We start from the raw sequence: 21,650 nt of genomic DNA on the forward strand, positions 1-21,650 counted from the left end.
TGTTAAAGTTCGTCGTATGCTTTAAAACGTTTATCTACTATGCGTTTCCATTCTGGGTGCTTCTGAATATATGCAAAAACATAAGGACAAAAGGGAGCAATAATTGATTGTTTGCCTCAATATATTCTAATGTTTTCTCTACCACAGCTTGTCTGCACCACTTCCTTTTAGTCGTTGCATCAATTTCTGTGTGTACAAGTGCAATTTGTTCGCCACGTTCTCCATAGTTTATAAATGCAAAATGACCATTTACTTCTATTTCAAATCGTTTCTTTTCCTCATTCTTTACCAACGGAATATTTAAAAATTCTGCCTTCATATTTCAAATGTATTTGTTTAAATAATAAATTGAAAGTATGAATATTTTTGCAGAAATTAATTTTTTATGCTTTTGTACATATTTTTATATTATGTTAATATAAGATAATTCCATTTTGCTGTATAAATAATTATCTTAGCCAACTCGTAATTTTATAATATACATAGTGAAAAGTTATAAGATAGAATTTATTTCATACAACCAAGCAGTACTTATTGGCAGATTTATGCTCATTTTCTCTCGTCGCAGAATTGATGTAACCAATTTTGGTTTCCAAAAAATAAACGAAGAAGATGGACTGTTCTCCATCGAATTTAATTCAGATGAATGGCAAGCACAGAATTTACTTAAACAAGTAAATAAACAAATTGATGTTTTTGGTGCAAAACTTATTAATTAACATATATTATTCATTAAATAAAAACTAATAAAAATGGCAGTATTGAACTTTGGTGGACACGACGAAAATGTAGTAACTCGTGAAGAATTTCCACTTGCTAAAGCAAAAGAAGTATTAAAAGATGAAACAATTGCTATAATTGGATATGGCGTGCAAGGTCCAGGTCAAGCATTAAATTTAAGAGATAATGGTTTTAATGTTATTATCGGACAAAGAAGACCATCAAAATCTTGGGATAAAGCAGTGGCTGACGGTTTTGTTGAAGGACAAACTTTATTCGAACCAGAACAAGCTTTAGAAAAAGCTACTATCATCATGTATTTATTATCTGATGCTGCTCAAATAGAAATGTGGCCAACAGTAAAAAAACATTTAACAGCAGGAAAAGCATTATATTTCTCTCACGGATTTGGCGTTACATACAAAGACAGAACAGGAATCATTCCACCAGCTGATGTAGACGTAATTCTTACAGCACCAAAAGGTTCTGGAACTTCACTTCGTAGATTATTCTTAGAAGGAAAAGGACTAAACTCATCTTATGCTATCTTCCAAGATGCTACAGGAAATGCATATAATAGAACAATTGCATTAGGCATTGGCATTGGCTCTGGTTATTTATTTGAAACTACTTTCCAAAAGAAGTTTATTCAGACCTTACAGGCGAGCGTGGCGTTTTGATGGGTGCATTAGCAGGAATCATGGAAGCACAATATAATGTATTAAGAGAAAATGGTCATTCACCATCAGAAGCTTTCAACGAAACAGTAGAAGAATTAACAGAATCATTAATAAAATTAGTTTCTGAAAATGGAATGGATTGGATGTATGCCAACTGTTCTACAACAGCACAACGTGGTGCTTTAGATTGGAAAGGTCCATTTAGAGAAGCAACATTGCCAGTATTCAAAGAATTATATGCAAAAGTTGCAGCAGGAGAGGAAGCACAACGTTCTATCGATACAAACTCTCAACCAGATTATAGAGAGAAATTAGAAGTAGAATTAAAAACACTAAGAGATAGCGAAATGTGGCAAGCAGGTAAAACTGTTCGTAGCCTAAGACCAGGAAAATAATCAAACTGGATAAATTTAAAAAATGCCTCAACAGATTGTTGAGGCATTTTTTGTTATTAGTTATTAGTTATTAGTTATTAGTTATTAGTTATTAGTTATTAGTTATTAGTTATTAGTTATTAGTTATTAGTTATTTGTTAAAAAACACATTAGAAATAGTTATAAATATACAAATTAAAACATTCCATTTTCGTTTATCATATCTGGTGGTACTGCTTGACCAAAATCCCAAAGTTCAACAATCTTATTGTTCTCAAATCGGAAAATATGCATTACAGCAAAAGTATTATCTATAATACTAACACGAGAATGAACAGCGACCAAGTTTCCATCTTCTAATATTCTTTGTATTGCAAAAATTTTATTTGGATTTTTTTGAGCATTTTCTTCCATTGCAAGCATTAATGTATTACCATCACCTTTAAAATATGCATTATGATGTTTGAAATTATCACCAACATAAAATTCAAATGCTATTCTAGATTCTCCTTTAGATGAAAGTTTTAAAAATTCTTGAGCAATATCTTTTTTAGTCATATTCAAATGTAATAAAAAATGCCTCAACAATTTGTTGAGGCATTTTTTGTTATTGCATATTTGTTACATTATTTACATTCTCAAATCTTCCACATGCACACCAGGATGTTTTTTAGCATCAAAAATAAATGTAGCATCATCTAATTTCTGACTAGTATTCATTGTATTTACTTTATAGATATATCTTGTTCCATTTTTATCAAACATCTTTAGTTGTTTGATATTATTCTTAGCATCAACCCAAAGTCTAATCTTAAAATATGGTTTAGTTTTATCTTTTGGCATTAAATCCACAGTTTTGCAAGACACGTTGCCTATATTTTCGTTAGTGTTTTGTTGATAATAGAAATCAGAATGATAAATAGTAAACATATTTGCTGGTGTTATTTCAGTTTGGCTAGGTTCATAGTCATTAATTTGTACCTCATTTATATCTTTTAAAAACGTCCAAATAGAGCTTTTATCACAATATACTTCCTGATTGCCTAATAATAATTTATATTTATCACCTTTGATTAAAACTTGTCCATTTTGTGTGCTGCTTTTTCCTTGCGGATATTCAGTCAATATAGTAAAAGTCACTTGGATAGATGGATAAGATTTATAAGTCTTAGTTACTGCATCTAAAATTAATTTTGCATTTGGATCATTTAAATTTTTAGAATTATTAGGTTGAGTACCAACCAGAGATAATAAAAAGGAGAAAAATACTACTAATACCATAGGTTTTATATATAAATATGAAATTATTTGTACAAATGTACAGATAATCTTTATCAATTTTCGTTCCACAATTCACAATGTATTTGTCTTTTCTATTGATATGTTTGAAATTTTTAGTGTTAAATATTTCATAAAACTATTTTATTTTTTATTTTATATTGTAGTGCATAAAATGCTTATTATTAATTAGTTGAATCTTTTTATGTAAAGTATTTATTCTTTCAAATCATACATATTATTATTTTTTACTTTGATTTTTAATTTTATGTATCTATATTTGTTATTAAGAAATGTTAATAACTATCTTTTTATTGTTAATAAAACTGAATATATGCAATATATGAATAATATGGAACACAAAACTAAAACTAGCTTGAGTATGAATAAGAAGAGCCTACTTGTTTTTATTTTATCACTCTTTTCAGTTGCATTTTTATTTGCAGTTGATAAAAGTGATTCGCAAACAATTTGTAGAGGAACTACAATTGCTGTAGATGGCATTAATTATACACCATACAATGATACAACTATTGAATATACCATTCCTGATATATTAATGGTAGAAGATACAAATGTTATTCTCAGTGTAACAGTATTGCCATTACCAACCAAATCAATAGACACAGCAATTTGCGTAGGTGCTACTATCAATATAGATGGCGTAGATTACACACCAGCAGCAGACACAGCAGTAGAATATACAATCTTAGGTGTTGATGACGAATGTGATACACTTGCAACAGTAAATATTACACACAAAGAAATACCAACCAAAACTATAGACACAGCAATTTGCGTAGGTGCTACCATCAATATAGATGGCGTAGATTATACACCAGCAGCAGATACAGCAGTAGAATATACAATCTTAGGTGTTGATGACGAATGTGATACACTTGCAACAGTAAATATTACACACAAAGAAATACCAACCAAAACTATAGACACAGCAATTTGCGTAGGTGCTACCATCAATATAGATGGCGTAGATTATACACCAGCAGCAGACACAGCAGTAGAATATACAATTTTAGGTGTTGATGACGAATGTGATACACTTGCAACAGTAAATATTACACACAAAGAAATACCAACCAAATCAATAGACACAGCAATTTGCGTAGGTGCTACCATCAATATAGATGGCGTAGATTATACACCAGCAGCAGATACAGCAGTTGAGTATACAATTTCAGGTGAAAATTTAGAATGTGATACACTTGCAACAGTAAATATTACACACAAAGAAATACCAACCAAAACTATAGACACAGCAATTTGAGTAGGAGCTACCATCAATATAGATGGCGTAGATTACACACCAGCAGCAGACACAGCAGTTGAGTACGTAATTCTAGGCGTAGATGACGAATGTGATACACTTGCAACAGTAAATATTACACACAAAGCAATACCAACCAAAACTATAGACACAGCAATTTGCGTAGGAGCAACTATCAATATAGATGGCGTAGATTACACACCAGCAGCAGACACAGCAGTAGAATATACCATTTTAGGTGTTGATTACGAATGTGATACACTTGCAACAGTAAATATTACACACAAAGAAATACCAACCAAATCAATAGACACAGCAATTTGTGCTGGAACAACTATTAATATTGATGGCGTAGATTACACACCAGCAGCAGACACAGCAGTAGAATATGTAATTTTAGGTGTTGATGACGAATGTGATACAAATGCTACAATGAATATTACAATTAGACCGTTGCCAACACTTACAATTGACACAACAAATAATATTGGCGAAATTATTACAATAGATGGTGTAGATTATTCTCCAATAAGCGATACTTCAGTTGTATATATCATTCCAGCAGCAGTTATCGAAGACTGTGATACCGTAGTTACTGTAAATATTGATGCAATTTTATTGCCACCTACTGTTACTCCAACTGATGATACAATTTGTATTGGTACTAAAACGTCTTTAGATGCATCAGGAATAGATAATGCAATAATTAAATGGTACAATAATCCAGCACTTACAAATCCAATTCAATTAGGTAGTACATTAATTACACCTATTTTAAATTCTACAACAACATATTATGCTACACAAACAGTTTATGGTCTAACAAGTGAACCAACTGAAGTTATAGTTACAGTACAAAGTCAAAGTCCATTACCAACTTTAAGTATTCCAGCAGGACTTATATGTCAAGCTACAGATGTAGTTGTAAGTTCTTCATCAAGTGCTACAATATTCTATTCTGATGCTGGCTATACAGTTATTGGAAATGGTTCAGAATTAACTTTAACAAATATCCAAGCAACACAAGTAATTTATGCAAAAGATACCACTAATGCTGGTTGCCCAAGTAATATTACAAGTATTAAAATAACAGTTGAACCTAAACTAACAAAACCAAAAGTAAAAGGAACTACAATTTGTAGTGGCAATACAGTAACACTTGTTGGTGCATCAGATTCAACTCGCTGGTATGATGATTCATTATTAACGAATGTAGTTAATATAGGAAAAACATTTATCACACCAGTTTTAGATACAACAACAATGTATTATCTACGTAACGAAGCTGAAGGCAAATGTTCAAGTGATTCTATAATTGTTACAGTAACAGTAAATGAAACACCAGACAAACCAATAGTTGGTGAAGCTTCAACTTGCTACGGACAGTTTGCAACAGTAGTTGTGGAAGGAGAGAATATAAAATGGTATTCAGACCAACAATTAACTAATTTAGTATTCTTTGGTTCTACTTTAAATACACCAATTTTATATAGAGATACAATCTATTATGTTACACAAACCAAAAATAACTGTGTAAGTGATAGTGCAACTGTAAATATAAAAGTATATACTAAACCAGATAGACCAATTATCAATTCAATACCAGTTATCTGTGAAGGAACTGAATTAGTTATTACAGTGAAAAATGAAGGAGAAGGTCAAACTTATAATTGGGTAGAGACCAAATAACTTTACATCTAGTGATATGAATCCAGTGATTGAAAATGTAACTTTAGCTAATGCTGGAACATATACTGTTTATGCATCATTAGGCAATTGCAAATCTGAAGTGGCAACAACAATAGTATATGTTGATAAAAACCCAGTTGCTGATGCTGGTGCTGATGTTACAATATTCCAAAATCAACCAACTGTACTACAAGGTACTGGAGGTCAAATTTATTCTTGGACACCAGATGATAATTTAAGTACAAACAATATTAGCAATCCTACCTTTGTTAGTGAAGATACAGGTGTATTTGCAATAGAATTAACAGTTTGGGACGGTGGTTTCGGTTGTTTAGACAAAGATACAGTTGTAATTACAGTTGTTCCAGTAGAAAAACTTATTATTCCAGATATTATTACACCAAATGGTGATGGCGTAAACGATGAATGGTATATTCAATATTTAGAAAATGTCAATTCACCATACACATTAAGTGTATATGCTCGTGGTGGTGCTTTAGTAATGAGTACTTCTAGCTACAACCAACAGTGGAAAGGAACTTATAAAGATAAGGAACTACATGATGGAGCATATTGGTATGTCTTAGAATTTGAAAATGGTGTGATTTATAAAGGTACATTAACCATTAAAAGATAATCTGTAAATATTAAAATTATATATAAACATTAATTGCACAATATGAATACTCTAAAATATATTTCCGTTTTTATCATCATAACAATAAGTTCTATTTATTCTGCATATGCTCAACAATTGCCAGTGTATAATAACTATACAGTAAATCCTTTTTTTATACAATCCAGCAAGAGCAGGCGATAATCCAGATGGTGGTGTTATAAACTTAGGATTTAGAAAACAATGGGATAAAATGCCTTATATCCAATTACTGGAGTCGCTTCTTGGGATTCAAGAATTAAAGAAAGTAATAGTGCATTGGGTGTTTCTGTAATACATGACAGAAATGGAAAACATATCATGAACACATTTGCAAATGTTGCTTATGCGTATAGAATACCATTTAACAAAGATAAAACTCATGGATTGTCTATTGGTGTTCAAGCTGGCATTATAGCAAATAAATTAAATATTTCTGAAGCCATAGCGACACATGATATTTCAATGGATCCAGCTTTGTTGGGTAATAATGCAAAATCTGTTGGTTTTGATTTGAATGTGGGAATTAATTATTTCTTCAAAGGATTGAATGTTGGTTTTTCTGTACCACAAGTAATTGGTGGAAAATTGAAATTTAGAGAAAATGGAGACCAAACAGATAAAAATTCTATTTTTCAAACAAGAAGAGAATATATAGTATTAGTAAGCTACGAAGCAAGATTTGGAGGAAAAGATAAAAAAACTTGGATGATTACACCATCAGTAATGATGAGAAAATATGAGGCTATCGACCCACAATTAGACTTCAATTTAATGTTAGGCTATAAAAAACTAATTTGGCTAGGTGGTGGATATAGAACTGGTGGCAGCATCAATGGTATTATTTCTCCAAATGCAGCAGGATTTCACGCAACAGCAGGTGCTGGTATCAAAGAAAGAGTAAATCTGTTTTATACTATGGAATTGCCATTCAAAAATGTTAGAAATAATTTTGGCTACACACATGAGGTTACAATACAATGTAACCTAACACGTAAGGTAGATAAAAAAGATTATGAGAAAGACAAAAAGAAAATGGAAGATGATATTGCAAATGTTGATAAAAAAGCTGATAGCGTTGCAAGTGTTGCAAATGATGCATTGGATAAATCAAATACAGCGATGGATAAAACTCAACAGAATGCTGAGAAATTAGACAAAGTTGAACAAAAAGCAAACGAAGCATTTGATAAAGCTAGCACAGCAACAAATACTGTTGATAAATTAGAACAAAGAGTAGATAATATCATGTTTAAAAAACTGACTTCAGTATACTTTGACCATGACCAAAATGCATTAACACATGAAGCAAAAGACATCTTAGATGCTTTGAAAGTAAAACTTTCTGAAATGCAAGGTAACTACTTTATTTACTTAGCAGGAAATGCATCACAAGAAGGCGATATAAACTACAACCAAGCATTGTCTGCAAAAAGATGTGATGCAGTAAAACAATACTTAGAAGGAATTACATTGTCAGAAAGAATATTGTTATTGCCATATGGCGAAAATAGTACAGTTACAAATTCACAATCTACAGAAGCAGAAAGAGCAAAAAATAGGAGAGTTGATATCTTTATTTCTGGACAATAATAGAAATAAACAAACAGCATATTTAATAGCCAAGTATTTTATACTTGGCTATTTTTTTGTGCATTTTGAACAAATTTGTAGCGTTTTTGTTCTAATGGTTGATATGAAATTAATTTCTATTTTTATATATAATGAATCGGAAAATATTTTTAAAAATTCTTGGTCTAACACCATTTTTGTATAATATGAAAATCTAAGATGTTGCACATACCTAAGCCTAAGTTTTTGTGCTTGTAGTGCTATTTGTTTTTGATTTTCAAACCAGTAATAATATCTGCTTTGACGAAGTAAGTAGTTTGTTACTCAAGAAGACCAACAATGGTGAGGAGCTGTGGTGGTATTATTTTTTCAATTTATCTATTAAATAATAGTTCAATACATTCGTTACATAGAAATCTTCTTTCATATGTTAGTTCTTTATTACGTTTTTCTGATTTAATTTTTTGTTTTCTTATGTTAACACTTCTATTCCAAAATAATAAACCTTTTTCTTCTTTTATTGCCTTATCTATATCTTCTTTTGCAACAAATGAAGTACGATTATTCTCATTTCCAATTTGAAAATAATGGTCACAAAATTGACATTTTGCATAATTCATCATGTATATTAATTGCATGTTGAATTTCTTTATAGGATTATAATATGGAGACGTTAGAATTTCGTGGCACTTATTTTTATTGTCAATTTGTATTAAACCGACACCGATATGATTAGCAATCATAATTTCATCTTGAGTAAAACCATTGTTTCTTATGTCAGCAAGATAAACACGATTACCATAAATTGTATAACCAAATGCTTGTCCAGATGCAGTAGCAAATGCTTCTTTATCTCTTTTTACTTCTATAATAATAGTTTCAATTTCACCACTAAAGTCTCCACCAACATCTCTTAATCCAACTACGTCTGCTCTACTTTTAATTGTTCCAATATTCGTTTTTGTTTCAAAACACAAATATTGATTCTTTAACCATTTTTCCACATTTGGATAATATTCTTTTTCTAGTTTAACATCATTCATATTTTTAATCTTTTACCATTAAAACTAACTTTGTTATATGCGCTACTTTATAGCATCAATCAAATATAATTTTATTTTATAAAACATCAAACTTACTATTAAAAAAAATCACAAACTAAGCTATTGTTTTATATTTAGTTTTATTCCATTTTTTGGTTTTAGGGTAACTAATGGTTCGAGTATTACTTCGTGGTTGGTGTCTATTTCAAAATCGAAATGATAGAGTAGTTGTGCTAAGACTATCGTTATTTCCATGGTTGCAAAATTAAATCCTATGCACATTCTTGGTCCTGCTCCAAATGGATAATAGGCATTCGTATTTAATAATGGGTTTTGCTTTCCTATAAATCTTTCTGGAATAAAATCATCTGCTTGTTGCCAATACGCTTTGTGTCTATGTAAATGATAAAGACTTAAAAATAGCACTGTTTCTTTTGGTATTGTTGTATCATTTACTATTGCAGCTTCTTTACTTTCTCTACTTAAAACATATGCTGTTGGATACAATCTTAATGTTTCATCAATCACTGCTTTTATATAGGTTAGTTGCTTGTAGTTTTCAATAGAAAGTTCGCCATCTTTCATTATGCTTTGTACTTCTTCTTTTGCTTTCTTATATTTTTCAGGATGTTTGCACAAATTATACATTGCCCAAGATATTGCATAACCAGAAGTTTCATGTCCAGCAACATATATCGTTAATAGCTCATCACGTAGTTGTGTATCGCTCATGCCTTCGTTGGTGTCTATATCACGAGCATCCATCAACATACTTAATAAATCATTTTTAGCAGCTTGTTTTTTTCTTTCGTTAATAACATGGTATAGAATTTTATCTAAGCTTGCTACTGCGTTCTCAAACTGATTGCGTTTGCCATTCAACTTAGACCAAGTTTTATACATAGGATTGCGCATACAATTCATCATGTACAATTGCAAGTCATAAATATGTTTTTGAATTGGATTTAATTGACCTGCAACATCAGCACCTAATAGTGTTTCTACTACAATTTTAGAAGTGAGTTGCATCATTTCTACATCAATAAAAACATTTTGTTTATTGTTTGTTTTCCATTCTTGTAGTTCATTTTTTGTCATGCTATTCATCACATCAAAAAAACCTTCTAATCTATTTTTATAAAATGCTGGTTGCGCTAAACGTCTTTGTTTAAACCAAGATTCACCATCATTTGTAAGCAAACCATTGCCTAAAGTCATTTTTAATTTATTGGAATCATAATCTTTTCTATAGTTTTTGTGATTCGAAATTAAAATATGCTGAATGACTTCTGCATCGCAAGTAGTGAAAATCTTTCGCATAGGCAATTTAAAAATAAAAGAATTACTCGATTTAAAGTGTTCGCTAAAAAATGGAATAATTCCTTTAGAGATGTCTAGTGCATTGCCTAAAATGGGTAAAGATTTTATGGTAGGTGTACTCATAATTATATAAATATACGAAATATGAATAATGATATATTCGTGTTTGTTTTCATTTTTTAATGATTAGTGTTTTTATTTACTTTCTTTCCCTTGATGGAAGAGTGTAATATTACTTTTTTCTTGATAAAAAAGTAACAAAAAATCAAGGCTTACGAAAAATAACGCTAAAAATATTCGTCTTCGCTAATAGTTTTTAAACTTGTTCTGCTTCTTCTAAGGAGAAATTCAAATAGAAAAATTTCTTTTACGCTCGACGCTTATTTTCTTAACACTATTTTTTTAATGTCGTTTTTTTAATAAGAAATCTAAGATGTTGCACATACTTATGTCTAAGTTTTTGTGCTTGTAGTGCTAATTGTTTTGTTTTTCAAACAAGTAATAATATCTGTCTTAGTAGATGTATGTAGTTGTTGGACAAGAAGATCTATTAGATTGAGTTTTTAAATTGTTTTTTATTCTTGGTAACTCATGCTTCTTGTCTTTGCCTATACCATCAAAGGCGAGATTTTGGCGTGCTGCTTAGATAATTTTACACCAAACAATTGAATTATCAACCATTTAATATGTAAGTTATATAAAACACCAACAAAAATACCACTTTGTTCAACTGCCACAGATGTTATCGGTAGTGCTAATTTTATCCATACAGTTCTTCAAGTTCTAATTTTTTAATTCTTGATGTAATTGCTCCTTTTGTACGTCCGAAATGTTTTGCTATATCTTTTGGATTTACTCCTTCGCAATACATTGTTGTAAGTTCATTGTCAAGTTCTGGTGTCCAAGGTTTATAAGCATCTTTATGCTTTGTTCTTATTTCGTCAACGGAATAAATCTTTTCAGTTTTGTTTTCTTTTTTGTCTATTTTTATTTGTTGTTTTTCTTCTTTGCTCACAACTTTCATAATGTGAATTTGTGTCGATTTTGGAAAGTCAATTGGCATTAAACTTTCGGGGATATGAATGCTGTTTCTAGCCCGAGTTACTGCGACATAAAGCAGATTAATTTCTTCATTCAGCTTGGTTGCGTTTATTTCTTCCGCTTTCTTGTCTTCCTTTAATTTCTCTAATTTTTCTTCTGAAATAAAGTCGTTCACAAGTTGAATAGCATCGTATTCCATTCCTTTACAACGATGAACTGTCGAGAAAATCATTTCAGCTTTTTCTTTATCGTCATTGTCAACGTGTTTTTCTTTAATGGCTTTGATAATGTTAGGAATTTTGTTCCCATATTCTCTAACGATTTCAACCATAATTGCAAGTTGAACATCTTCTGTCTTTTCAATGTAATCTTCTAACTCGTCAAGGTTCTTCATTGCCTTAATAAGTTTGTCTTTTATCAAATGTGTCTTGTTGTTGTAAAGATTGAGAACGTCATAAAGCGATGCTCCTTCGTCTGCGTATGTATATGAGTTGATGTTACCTTCAAAGTAAATGTGTTTTACCTTTTTCTTTTCGGTTATATATTCAATTGCTTTTAGCAAAAGTCCAAGATTTGTTCTTGCAAGCACTGCTTTGGTCTTTATTTCTTTATTGTTTCCTTTCCCTATAATTGGAATTGCTTGGTGTTCGTTAATATGTTTTTTAAATTTCAAAACTTCCATTGCAAGATTTGCAATGTCTTGACTAAACCGAAAACTTGTCGAAAGATTATATGTTCTGAAGTCCGCTTTTTCAAGAGAGTTTACGGCAAAACGCCAACCATAAATTTGTTGATGAGTGTCGCCAACGATTACTTTTATCGCTGGTTGTTTGAAGAAAACGTCAAGCATAGCTGGTGAAGCGTCTTGTCCTTCGTCAAAAAGTATGTAGTCGTATGGAAGTTTTGGATTTGAAAGCTGAAACTTTTTAAGATAAAATTCATGGGTTACTTCAATTTCTCCTTTGTCCATTTTACTCAATAAAAGTCGGGATTGAGAAACTATGTAGTCGTAAAATGATGATACGAAAATTTTGGCTTTCGGGTCAGTAACTGTGTCAAGATAGTTTAAGTCCTGAACCTTTTGTTTGTCGCTGTTGCAGAAATAAGCAATGAATTTATTGATGTGGTTTGCAATTACATATTCTGTGTGTTTTTCTTCATTGCCTTGCAAGTTTAAAAGTTCTGCAATTTCATTTGTCTTGTAACCTTGTCCTCTTACTATGTAGTTGTTTTGAAATACTATATGTCTGTATGCAAGTGAATGGGCTGTTTCAACTTTCACGTTGTTCAGTCCTTTGTTGGCAAATTTTTTAGCGGCTTCAAGTTTTACTGATTTGTTGAAAGCTAAATATAAAATTTTACTTGTCGCTGTTCGTGTCTTAGCGTATTCTATAACGGTTGTGGTTTTACCCGAACCAGCAACAGCATTTATTTTGATGTTTCCAGATGAATTGATTATGTCATGTTGTTCGGGTGTCAATTCCATTTAACTCTATAAAGATTTCGTCAGAAAGTTATGTTTTTTTGTTTTTGTCTGTTCGTTAATTGCACAAAAGTTTCAAGTTAGCACTGTCGTCAAAGCATTACCTATAACATGCGGCGACTTTGCGAAGTTACGAATCTTAAACCAAGTTTGCAAGTGAAGTAATTTATTATATATTATACAACGACCATCCTAAATACCAAGTTGTGCAACTGACACGGCTGTTAGCAGTAGTCGTTATTTGATTGTTTTTAAGTAAGTTTCAGGTGTCATAATAGACAATTTACTTGTTTTATAGTCTTTGATATTTCTCGTAATAATGACTTTAATTTTATTTTGATTTTGTACTGAAAAATTCTGCAATGCATCTTCAAAATCCTTGAAATCAGAATTTAGTGCATCAATTATTGCTTTTTTATCAGTAATTATGACATCAATAAAACGCATTAATATTTTTAAATTTTCAATTACTTTTTCGTGTTTTGCAGTCTTTCGTAGTAAATAATAAATATTACTCAGCATAATAGAAGTGATAAATCCTTTTATTTTGTCTTTTTCACAGAGATTTAAAATTAGAGAAGCTTCTTCAGAAAATGGTTTTCTATCAAAAAAGAAATCAAGAATTACGTCTGTATCGATAAGAACTTTATCCATTACAAGTATTTTTCTGTCAAACGATTTGTTAATTCTTTTTTATAATCAAAATTTTTGGCATTTTGAAAGAGCCTCTTAATGATTTAATTGTCGATGTTAATTCAGTTTCTTCTTTTTCAATAATTTCGTTGTTTGTCAAGGCTTTAAGATAATTTTCAATTAAATCAGAAAGACTTCTTTCTTTATTTCTTGCATATTTTTTTGCCTTTTCAATAACTGATTGTTCAATTGTCAAAGTCAATTTTGTATTCATAATTTCATATTTAAAACAAAGATACAAAATTTTAAATTACACGTGTAAATTGTGATTTTTTTATACGTATTTTTTCACGATTACCGTAAACGATTCACTACTACAGCTGGTTTGGGACTAAATTTTGCCCATTCCTTGTATTTGCCGAATCATTCAAATACAAAAAAGTCGGTTATATTTGTGTACAAACTATAGGGAGACTTACACGTTATTTTCTTTATGTTATTTTTCAAATGCAGTTTTTATTTCTTATTAGAATGTGAGAGTTGCTATCTAAAAGTGTAATTCTAATTATTCTATATTAAAACTCTTTGTATAGGTTTCCCATTTTTGGAGCAATTGCTCAAAGTTGTCTGGCAGCTTTTGTTCAAAATACATGTATTCTTTTGTAACTGGATGTATAAAGCCTATGCTCTGTGCATGTAATGCCTGAAATGGCATTAATTCAAGGCAATTTTGAATAAATTGTTTGTATTTGGTATAGACAGTGCCTGCTAGTATTTCGTGTCCACCATAGTCTTTATCGCCAAAGAGTGTATGCCCAATATATTTTAAGTGTACTCTTATTTGGTGTGTTCTACCTGTTTCTAATTTGCATTTTATTAAGCTTACATAGCCATATCTTTTTATTACTTCATAGTTGGTAGCTGCATATTTTCCTGTTCTTCCATCAGGTACTGTTATAAATAGTTTTCTATGATATGGATTTCTTGATATATTGCATTCTATCCTGCCTTTGTCTTGCTCAACATCACCCCAAACTAATGCTATATAATGTCTATTGATGGTTCTGTCGTAAAATTGTTTAGAAAGATGATTGATAGCATATTCAGTTTTTCCAATAACCATCAATCCTGTTGTATTTTTATCAATACGATGTACTAATCCAGGTCTTGTATCGCCAGTTGTTTGTGGTAAATCTTTGCAATGCCACAATAATGCATGTGCTAATGTACCAGAGAAGTTTCCATGTCCTGGATGCACTACCATACCTACTGGCTTGTTGATAATCATGACATCGTCATCCTCATAAATAATGTATAATGGAATTTCTTCTGCTTGTACTGTATATTCATAACTTGGATTTGGCAATACAATTTCTATTCTTTCGCCACCTTTTATCTTGTAATTTGCTTTTATAATTTTATTATCTACAGAAATATTTCCAGCTTCTATAGCTTGTTGTACTTTGTTTCTTGATGCAAAACTTAGCTTTTCAGTAATGAATTTATCTATGCGTATTGGCTCTTGACCTTTGTCTATGTCAAATATAAAGTTCTTATATAGTTCGTCTTCTTCTTCGTCTGTGGTATGCATATTTTTTAATATAATGGATGGAATAATAGGCGAGTACCTTTATGTGTTTCATTAAATACATCGTTGTGGAATATCAAATTTCCATTGACAAAAGTATGTGTCACTTTTCCTTTAAATGTTTTATTTTCTAATGGACTCCAATTGCATTTATATAGTATATTGTTTTTTGTGATTGTTTGTTCTTGATGTATGTCTACAATTGCAATGTCTGCAAAATAACCTTCTCTAATAAAACCTCGGTTTTGTATTCTAAAACAAATAGCAGGAGCGTGGCACATTTTTTCTATTATTTTTTCTAATGTTATTTTTTGTTGATGATAGAAATCTAGTAATAAACTTAAGCTATGTTGTACTAATGGTAACCCAGATGGTGCTTTTAAGTATGTGTTGTTTTTTTCTTCTAAGATATGTGGTGCATGGTCTGTTGCAACTACATCTAATTTGTCATCTAATAATGCATTAAATAGCGCATCTTTATCTGATTTGTATTTTATTGCTGGATTGCATTTAATTTTACTGCCTAATGTTGCATAGTCAGTCTCGTCAAAGTATAAATGATGTACACAAACTTCTGCTGTGATTTTTTGTCTTTTAATGGAATGTTGTTTTGAAATAAGGATAATTCTTTTGCAGTGGAAATATGAAAAACGTGCAAACGTGTATTGTGTTTTTTTGCTAAGTCTGTTGCTAGTTTTGATGATATGTAGCACGCCTCATCATTCCTGATTATTGGATGATAATTCATTGGAATATTATCGCCAAATATACTATGGTAGTTTTGTGTGTTTTGTTTTATTGTTTGTTCGTCTTCGCAATGTGTTACAACAACAGTTGGTGCATTGGCAAATATTTTAGATAATGTTGCTTCGTTGTCTACCAACATATTTCCTGTTGATGAACCCATAAAAGTTTTATAGCACCAATTTTTGTAGCATCAGTCTTCATGAGTTCATCGTAGTTATCATTAGTGCCACCCATAAAAAAGTATAGTTTGCCAATGATGTGTTGGCTGCAATTTGATATTTGTTTTCTAATAATTCTTGAGTTACAGCATTAGGTACAGTATTTGGCTGTTCCATAAATGATGTAACACCACCAGCAATTGCTGCTTTACTTTCTGTATATATATTAGCTTTGTGTGTTAAGCCTGGTTCTCTAAAATGTACTTGGTCATCGATAATTCCAGGAATGATGTAGTTCTGTTGTGCATCAATTATTGTTGCATTAGGTTCATTGATGGTGGTATCAATTTTTTGTATGATTTGATTATTAATAAGGATTTCTTTTGCTTCTATTTTTCCTTCATTGACAATAAATCCGTTTTTAATAATATACTTCATTTGTTATAGATGATTGATTGCAAAAGTAAATGTATTTGTTGTAAAAAAAAAGTTAGTGCATATGCACTAACTTTTAGAAATATTCAATTGATTGAAAGAAATTATTCTCCTTCTTTCATATTTACTGGTTTAAAATCAACTCTTCTGTTTACTTGGTGCTCACTTTCGTTCTCAGCATTTTTTACAGTTGGGTCTATCATACCTAATGGTAGTTTTTTGAATCTACTTGCAGAGATACCAAAGTTTTTAACTAAGTAATTGATTGCAGAATTTACTCTGTTTTCCGATAGTTTTTTGTTGTATTCTAATGAACCTCTTGTGTCAGTATGTCCTTGAACTTCTACAATTAAGTCTGGTTTTTTCTTCATTACTAAAGCAACTTTTTTCAACTCAGTTGCACCAGCAGGTGTAATGGCGTATTTATTTAAGTCGAAGTAAATAGAAGTTAATTTCCATGTATCATCAGTTACTGTTTCTTTTACAGTTTCTTTAATTGTTTCTATTGTATTAGTTTCAATTACTTTTTCTATTTTTTCTACAATTCTTGGTGTTGTGTCTATGATGTTTACACAATTCTCTATTTTAATTCTAGGATTAGAATAAGGTTCTGGATCTTTGTGGTCTGGACAGCCATCGCCATCGCTATCTAAAGTTCTACCTTTTGTATCTACTTTTGCACCAAGTTCTGTGTTTGGCTCTTCATCAACAATATCCAATACTCCATCTTGGTCTGTATCTAACAATGGTGGTGGTGGTGCTGGTTTGTTTGCTTCTTGGTATACCATTATCATTTCCATAGGATTTACCCATTCTACGTGTTCTTTTTGAGAACCAATTCTACCAAATTTGTAGGTTAGATTTACATTCATGTATAAGTAAGCATCTCTGTTTATTTTCGATAATGAGTTTACTGTTTGACCTGTAAATGAATTGTGTGTAGATTGGAAATTAAAGGCATCTAATTTGTCTGAATTCATAAATACAAATGTTCCTTCTAAGCCTAAATCAAATGCTTTAGAAACTTTGAACTTCATTCCTGTTGTAATTGGAAATACTACTTCAGTAAATTTGTTGGTATAACCTCTTGTATATGCACTACCATCAATCGTTTTGTCGTCGCTGGCATTGTATATGTTTGATTCGCCTCTCCAAAATCCTACACCTATTTTATTGTACAGTGCAAAGATTCTTGGTTTTACTGGTTTATTTTTTATTTGAGACTTGATGAATTTATTATATCCAAATGAAAGTCCTAACCAATCTATGTAAAAGTTTATTGTTCCTTGATGAAAAACATTTGTTCTAAAATATACTGGTTCATTGAAGCCTAATTGTTTCCAATATTGTCTGTCCTCAGCAAATCCTCCTTCTTCAATTGTTCTTCCTGAAACTCTACCTAAGGTATAATCTAAGTTGATACCAAAGGCTGAACCAAACATTTTGGTAATTCCTATTCCTGCGCCCCATTGCAGTTCACTTGGTTTTTTTGTTTGTCTTACCCAGTCATAACTTCTAATGTCTGTGAATGGCGAAGTGGCACCACCATGTATGATTAATGCCCAATCTTTTAGATATTTTTTTGTTTCTAGTTTGTATAATGACTTTGTCTTTTTTACATCGTTTTTATCTTTTAAGGCTACTTGCACGTTCTCATTTGCAAAAGTAAAACCTGAAAAAAGAATTAGCATTAAATAAATTATTTGTTTCATAAGGAATAATTTTATACGAAGATATTAAAAAATTAGTATTAATTAACTAATGTTCTGATTATTATTTTTCTATATAGTCTAAATTTTTCCCGAATGTTTCGTCAATTCTTGTCCATGCTAATAATGCCAATCCAATACATATGATTCCAACAAGTATATTTGCGTACATTGTTGAGCCTGTAGAACTTTTGAAAGTTACGTACAGGAAGTTGATAATAATTACAAATCCGCGTACGAAGTTTGGTGCTGTATTGGTTACTGTAGAACGTATATTGATACCAAATGATTCTGATGCTGTACTCATAAATACTGCCCAATAGCCAATTCCAAATCCTAAAAGGAAAATCATACTATAAAAAATAGTAAAACTCAGATGTGCAATTTGCCAAAATATGATGATAAATATTATTAGCATACATAAATATGTAATTATGGCTTTTTTTCTACTTTTTACAATATTTGAAAATATGCCACAACTTACATCACCTAAGGTTAGTCCTGAATATACTGCCATGATTGCGTAGACAGCGACGTCTTTCTTGTTGGTAACTACTAACCCAATTGCTTCTGCTAATTCTGGTGCATATTTTGAATATAATTGCACGATATACCAAATTGGAACTGCAATTAGTATGATTGAAATGTATTTTATAAATGTTTCTCTGTCTTTTACTAAAATCTTTAAATCGCCTAGTTGGTTTGATTTTTCTTTTGCTGCTTGGTACATGCCTGATTCGTAGACAGAAACTCTTAATAATAATAGTGCTACACCCATAATGCCTCCAATTAGGTAACACATTCTCCAATCTTTTATCCATAGCACTAATAAACAGCCTAATACTGCGCCTAAAACACCAAAACCTGCTACAAATGCAGTGGCAATACCTCTTTTTTCTTTATTCAAAGATTCGTTGACTAAGGTAATACCTGCACCTAATTCACCAGCTAACCCAAAGCCTGCTATTAATCTTAGAATTGCATATTGCGTAGTGTTTTCGATGTATGCATTAAGAATATTTGCAATAGAATATACTAATATAGAACCAAACAATACAGAAAGCCTACCTTTTTTATCTCCAATAATGCCCCAAGTTAGTCCACCAAGTAGCATGCCAATCATCTGTAAATTGTCTAATCTTATTCCTACACTTTCTAGGTTGGTATCTGTAATGCCTAAATCTTGTAAGCTAGAAATTCTAACCATACCAAATAGTAGTAAATCAAATACATCTACGAAGTATCCAAGTGCAGCAACAATAATTAATAGCGTTACATTTTTTTGTTTATTCTGTTGGTCTTCCATCTTTCTTAATTGCCATTTTAATGATTTCTATATAGTTTGGTTTTAGTAATGCATGTTTGTAGAATCCTCTTTCTTTAATCATTTTATGCATTGTTGGTGTATTGTAGCTTGGTATGTTTTGCAAAAAATGATGTTCTAAATGGTAATTTACATTTAGTGGTGCGAATAATATTTTTTCGATAAAGTTTGCATAAGTGGTTCTGGTGTTTTTGTATGGGTCGCTGGTGTCTTCGACTACACTATGCTCAGCAATAGAACGTACTCTTAAACAAAAATTGTATGTTGTAAGCATGGCTGCAATCCATAGTAAATATAAATATGGTTTTCCAATAAAAAATAGAATTAAAAACATTGTAAGATTTACAATGATTGGTCCTCTTAAATTATAATAGGCATTGCTAAATATTTGCTTCCATGTTCTTTCTTCTTTAGGTATTTTTTCAATTAAGTTTCCAAGGTTGTATTTTAGAAATCCTAAATGCATTGCCATTAATCCAAACTCAGTTTTAATACCAGTTAGTCCGATTAAATCTCTTACAAATTTTCTAAGTAGGCTTAACATTTTGGTAGGGTAGGCTTTTACTAAGTTTAAGTCTGGATCTTCGTAGGTGCCAGTTGCTAAATGATGTTGGAAATGGTATGGTCTGTATTGTTCTACATTATGAAAGATTGGATAGGCACCAAATATGTTTCCAATCCAATTGTTTAGTTTTTTTGTTGTGAATAATGAATAATGTGATGCATCGTGCATGATGATGGCGCAACCTAACTGTTTGCCACCAAGTATGAATAATGCAATTATAATAGTGAATATATTTGGAAATATTGCCACTAAAGCAAAAGCGAAAATTATCCAAAGCCAAACAGAGAGTATTGATAGTGTGGCTCTGAAATTTGATTTTGCATGAAGTTTTTTTATTTCTTCTTTGGATAGATATTCATTTATAATCTGTTTGTATTTAAGTGCCTGATTGTTTTCTGGTAACACACTTATATTCCAATAGTTTCTTTCCATTTGTTACCAAATATAAGAAATCTATGTGATTGACAAAAGTATCTTAAGTATTAATTCAAAGATTTATAAATGGTATAAGCACTTGTGATTATTATTAATATACCTACTGATCTTAGAATTGTTTTTGGTTGTAAGAATTTTAAGATAAATGCTCCAATTGGTGCAGCAATTACGCCACCTAAAATTAATGCTAAAACTGGTTTCCAAGAATCAATGCCTAAGAAATAAATAAATATTCCTGTGCTTGTAAATGTTACAAAAAATTCTGCTGTATTTACTGTACCTATTACTTCACGTGGTGAGTTTCCTTTGTCTATTAAATTTGAAGATACAATTGGTCCCCAACCACCACCACCAATGGTATCGAAGAAAGCACCAATAAAACCTAAGATAGGTGCAAATCGCCAATTGCTCTGTTTTGCTGTAAAGTTTCTAAAACTTTTGATTAGGATAAATATTCCAAGTATAAGTAAATATGCTGCAACATATGGTTTTACAGTTTTACCATCAAATACTTTTGAAATAAGATAGGTTCCAATAATTGCACCTAAAACGCCTGTGAATACTAATTTAAAAAATAATTTTTTATCTATGTTTTTCATAAATATATGTGATAAGCCAGAAACACCTGTTGTAAATACTTCTGCTGTATGTACACTTGCTGAGACAATTGCTGGCGACACCTATTGTAAGTAATAGCGTAGAACAACTTACACCATATGCCATACCTAATGCACCATCTATTATTTGTGCTGTAAATCCTGCTAAAACTAATAATACAAATTCTCTATCTATAGAAAATGTGAGTAATGGATTTGGTGATGTATGAAATATTTTATACAACAAATATCCAATTAAGCTGAATTTTAGTAGAAGTATAATGCCTGCTACGTATTTAAAATTTGTTTTTTCCATGTTG

General features: G+C 31.0%; 16 protein-coding genes and 5 pseudogenes. 6 read left to right on the top strand and 15 right to left on the bottom strand.

Features of this window, described 5'->3' with window-relative positions; translation table 11 throughout:
* Positions 1-2 precede the first annotated feature (2 nt).
* Positions 3-319: pseudogene (locus tag IPK18_11900) on the bottom strand (N-acetyltransferase).
* Positions 320-485: 166 nt separating this feature from the next.
* Here IPK18_11900 and IPK18_11905 point away from each other — a divergent pair.
* Positions 486-719 (top strand): hypothetical protein, encoded by a 234-nt coding sequence (locus IPK18_11905; GenBank protein QQR97543.1) that lies wholly within the window; start codon positions 486-488, stop codon positions 717-719.
* Between the two features lie 33 nt (positions 720-752).
* Positions 753-1,795 (top strand): annotated as a pseudogene (gene ilvC, locus IPK18_11910) (ketol-acid reductoisomerase).
* Between the two features lie 174 nt (positions 1,796-1,969).
* Here ilvC and IPK18_11915 read toward each other — a convergent pair.
* Both IPK18_11915 and IPK18_11920 read right to left on the bottom strand, forming a co-directional pair.
* Entirely contained in the window at positions 1,970-2,332 is a 363-nt protein-coding gene (locus IPK18_11915; protein QQR97544.1) for a nuclear transport factor 2 family protein, read from the bottom strand.
* 72 nt (positions 2,333-2,404) lie between these two features.
* Positions 2,405-3,055, bottom strand: coding sequence for an outer membrane lipoprotein carrier protein LolA (locus IPK18_11920; protein QQR97545.1), 651 nt, complete (start codon positions 3,053-3,055; stop codon positions 2,405-2,407).
* Positions 3,056-3,434: 379 nt separating this feature from the next.
* On the opposite strand from IPK18_11920, the gene IPK18_11925 reads away from it, so the two are divergent.
* A complete protein-coding gene (locus IPK18_11925; GenBank protein QQR97546.1) occupies positions 3,435-4,337 on the top strand; it encodes a hypothetical protein in 903 nt (300 codons plus the stop codon).
* Between the two features lie 32 nt (positions 4,338-4,369).
* Here IPK18_11925 and IPK18_11930 read toward each other — a convergent pair whose 3' ends face one another.
* Positions 4,370-4,516, bottom strand: coding sequence for a hypothetical protein (locus IPK18_11930; GenBank protein ID QQR97547.1), 147 nt, complete (start codon positions 4,514-4,516; stop codon positions 4,370-4,372).
* A gap of 253 nt (positions 4,517-4,769) precedes the next feature.
* On the opposite strand from IPK18_11930, the gene IPK18_11935 reads away from it, so the two are divergent.
* From IPK18_11935 to IPK18_11945, 3 genes are all read left to right on the top strand, one after another.
* Positions 4,770-6,026 (top strand): hypothetical protein, encoded by a 1,257-nt coding sequence (locus IPK18_11935; protein QQR97548.1) that lies wholly within the window; start codon positions 4,770-4,772, stop codon positions 6,024-6,026.
* 16 nt (positions 6,027-6,042) lie between these two features.
* On the top strand, positions 6,043-6,663 hold the full coding sequence (locus IPK18_11940; GenBank protein ID QQR97549.1) for a gliding motility-associated C-terminal domain-containing protein: 621 nt from the start codon (positions 6,043-6,045) through the stop codon (positions 6,661-6,663).
* 339 nt (positions 6,664-7,002) lie between these two features.
* A complete protein-coding gene (locus IPK18_11945) occupies positions 7,003-8,274 on the top strand; it encodes a PorP/SprF family type IX secretion system membrane protein (protein QQR97550.1) in 1,272 nt (423 codons plus the stop codon).
* Positions 8,275-8,627: 353 nt separating this feature from the next.
* Here IPK18_11945 and IPK18_11950 read toward each other — a convergent pair whose 3' ends face one another.
* The 11 genes and pseudogenes from IPK18_11950 to IPK18_12000 all read right to left on the bottom strand — a co-directional run bounded on the left by IPK18_11950 (position 8,628) and on the right by IPK18_12000 (position 21,646).
* Positions 8,628-9,296, bottom strand: coding sequence for a hypothetical protein (locus IPK18_11950; GenBank protein QQR97551.1), 669 nt, complete (start codon positions 9,294-9,296; stop codon positions 8,628-8,630).
* Positions 9,297-9,416: 120 nt separating this feature from the next.
* A complete protein-coding gene (locus tag IPK18_11955; protein ID QQR97552.1) occupies positions 9,417-10,739 on the bottom strand; it encodes a cytochrome P450 in 1,323 nt (440 codons plus the stop codon).
* Between the two features lie 637 nt (positions 10,740-11,376).
* Positions 11,377-13,143, bottom strand: coding sequence for an ATP-dependent helicase (locus IPK18_11960; protein QQR97553.1), 1,767 nt, complete (start codon positions 13,141-13,143; stop codon positions 11,377-11,379).
* A 234-nt stretch (positions 13,144-13,377) separates the two neighbouring features.
* On the bottom strand, positions 13,378-13,794 hold the full coding sequence (locus tag IPK18_11965) for a PIN domain-containing protein (GenBank protein ID QQR97554.1): 417 nt from the start codon (positions 13,792-13,794) through the stop codon (positions 13,378-13,380).
* A pseudogene (locus tag IPK18_11970) lies at positions 13,794-14,047 on the bottom strand (hypothetical protein). Before IPK18_11970 ends, IPK18_11965 begins: the two are co-directional and overlap by 1 nt.
* A gap of 291 nt (positions 14,048-14,338) precedes the next feature.
* Positions 14,339-15,364, bottom strand: a complete 1,026-nt coding sequence (locus IPK18_11975) for an RluA family pseudouridine synthase (protein ID QQR97555.1) — start codon at positions 15,362-15,364, stop codon at positions 14,339-14,341.
* A 5-nt stretch (positions 15,365-15,369) separates the two neighbouring features.
* Positions 15,370-16,704, bottom strand: a pseudogene (locus tag IPK18_11980) (dihydroorotase).
* A 101-nt stretch (positions 16,705-16,805) separates the two neighbouring features.
* Positions 16,806-18,413, bottom strand: coding sequence for an OmpA family protein (locus tag IPK18_11985; protein ID QQR97556.1), 1,608 nt, complete (start codon positions 18,411-18,413; stop codon positions 16,806-16,808).
* A gap of 61 nt (positions 18,414-18,474) precedes the next feature.
* On the bottom strand, positions 18,475-19,716 hold the full coding sequence (locus IPK18_11990; protein ID QQR97557.1) for an MFS transporter: 1,242 nt from the start codon (positions 19,714-19,716) through the stop codon (positions 18,475-18,477).
* On the bottom strand, positions 19,697-20,731 hold the full coding sequence (locus IPK18_11995; protein ID QQR97558.1) for a fatty acid desaturase family protein: 1,035 nt from the start codon (positions 20,729-20,731) through the stop codon (positions 19,697-19,699). The genes IPK18_11990 and IPK18_11995 overlap by 20 nt, the downstream gene beginning before the upstream one ends.
* Before the next feature lie 50 nt (positions 20,732-20,781).
* Positions 20,782-21,646: pseudogene (locus IPK18_12000) on the bottom strand (sulfite exporter TauE/SafE family protein).
* Between the last annotated feature and the right edge of the window lie 4 nt (positions 21,647-21,650).

Source organism: Sphingobacteriales bacterium (genome assembly GCA_016699615.1).
Lineage (GTDB): Bacteria > Bacteroidota > Bacteroidia > Chitinophagales > JADIYW01 > JADJSS01.

Coding starts and splice junctions, on each gene's coding strand:
- IPK18_11925 (QQR97546.1), top strand. CDS start 3,435: ATGAATAAGAAGAGCCTACTTGTTTTTATTTTATCACTCTTTTCAGTT.
- IPK18_11950 (QQR97551.1), bottom strand. CDS start 9,296: ATGAATGATGTTAAACTAGAAAAAGAATATTATCCAAATGTGGAAAAA.
- IPK18_11940 (QQR97549.1), top strand. CDS start 6,043: ATGAATCCAGTGATTGAAAATGTAACTTTAGCTAATGCTGGAACATAT.
- IPK18_11975 (QQR97555.1), bottom strand. CDS start 15,364: ATGCATACCACAGACGAAGAAGAAGACGAACTATATAAGAACTTTATA.
- IPK18_11955 (QQR97552.1), bottom strand. CDS start 10,739: ATGAGTACACCTACCATAAAATCTTTACCCATTTTAGGCAATGCACTA.
- IPK18_11965 (QQR97554.1), bottom strand. CDS start 13,794: ATGGATAAAGTTCTTATCGATACAGACGTAATTCTTGATTTCTTTTTT.
- IPK18_11915 (QQR97544.1), bottom strand. CDS start 2,332: ATGACTAAAAAAGATATTGCTCAAGAATTTTTAAAACTTTCATCTAAA.
- IPK18_11995 (QQR97558.1), bottom strand. CDS start 20,731: ATGGAAAGAAACTATTGGAATATAAGTGTGTTACCAGAAAACAATCAG.
- IPK18_11945 (QQR97550.1), top strand. CDS start 7,003: ATGAACACATTTGCAAATGTTGCTTATGCGTATAGAATACCATTTAAC.
- IPK18_11990 (QQR97557.1), bottom strand. CDS start 19,716: ATGGAAGACCAACAGAATAAACAAAAAAATGTAACGCTATTAATTATT.
- IPK18_11985 (QQR97556.1), bottom strand. CDS start 18,413: ATGAAACAAATAATTTATTTAATGCTAATTCTTTTTTCAGGTTTTACT.
- IPK18_11960 (QQR97553.1), bottom strand. CDS start 13,143: ATGGAATTGACACCCGAACAACATGACATAATCAATTCATCTGGAAAC.
- IPK18_11920 (QQR97545.1), bottom strand. CDS start 3,055: ATGGTATTAGTAGTATTTTTCTCCTTTTTATTATCTCTGGTTGGTACT.
- IPK18_11935 (QQR97548.1), top strand. CDS start 4,770: ATGAATATTACAATTAGACCGTTGCCAACACTTACAATTGACACAACA.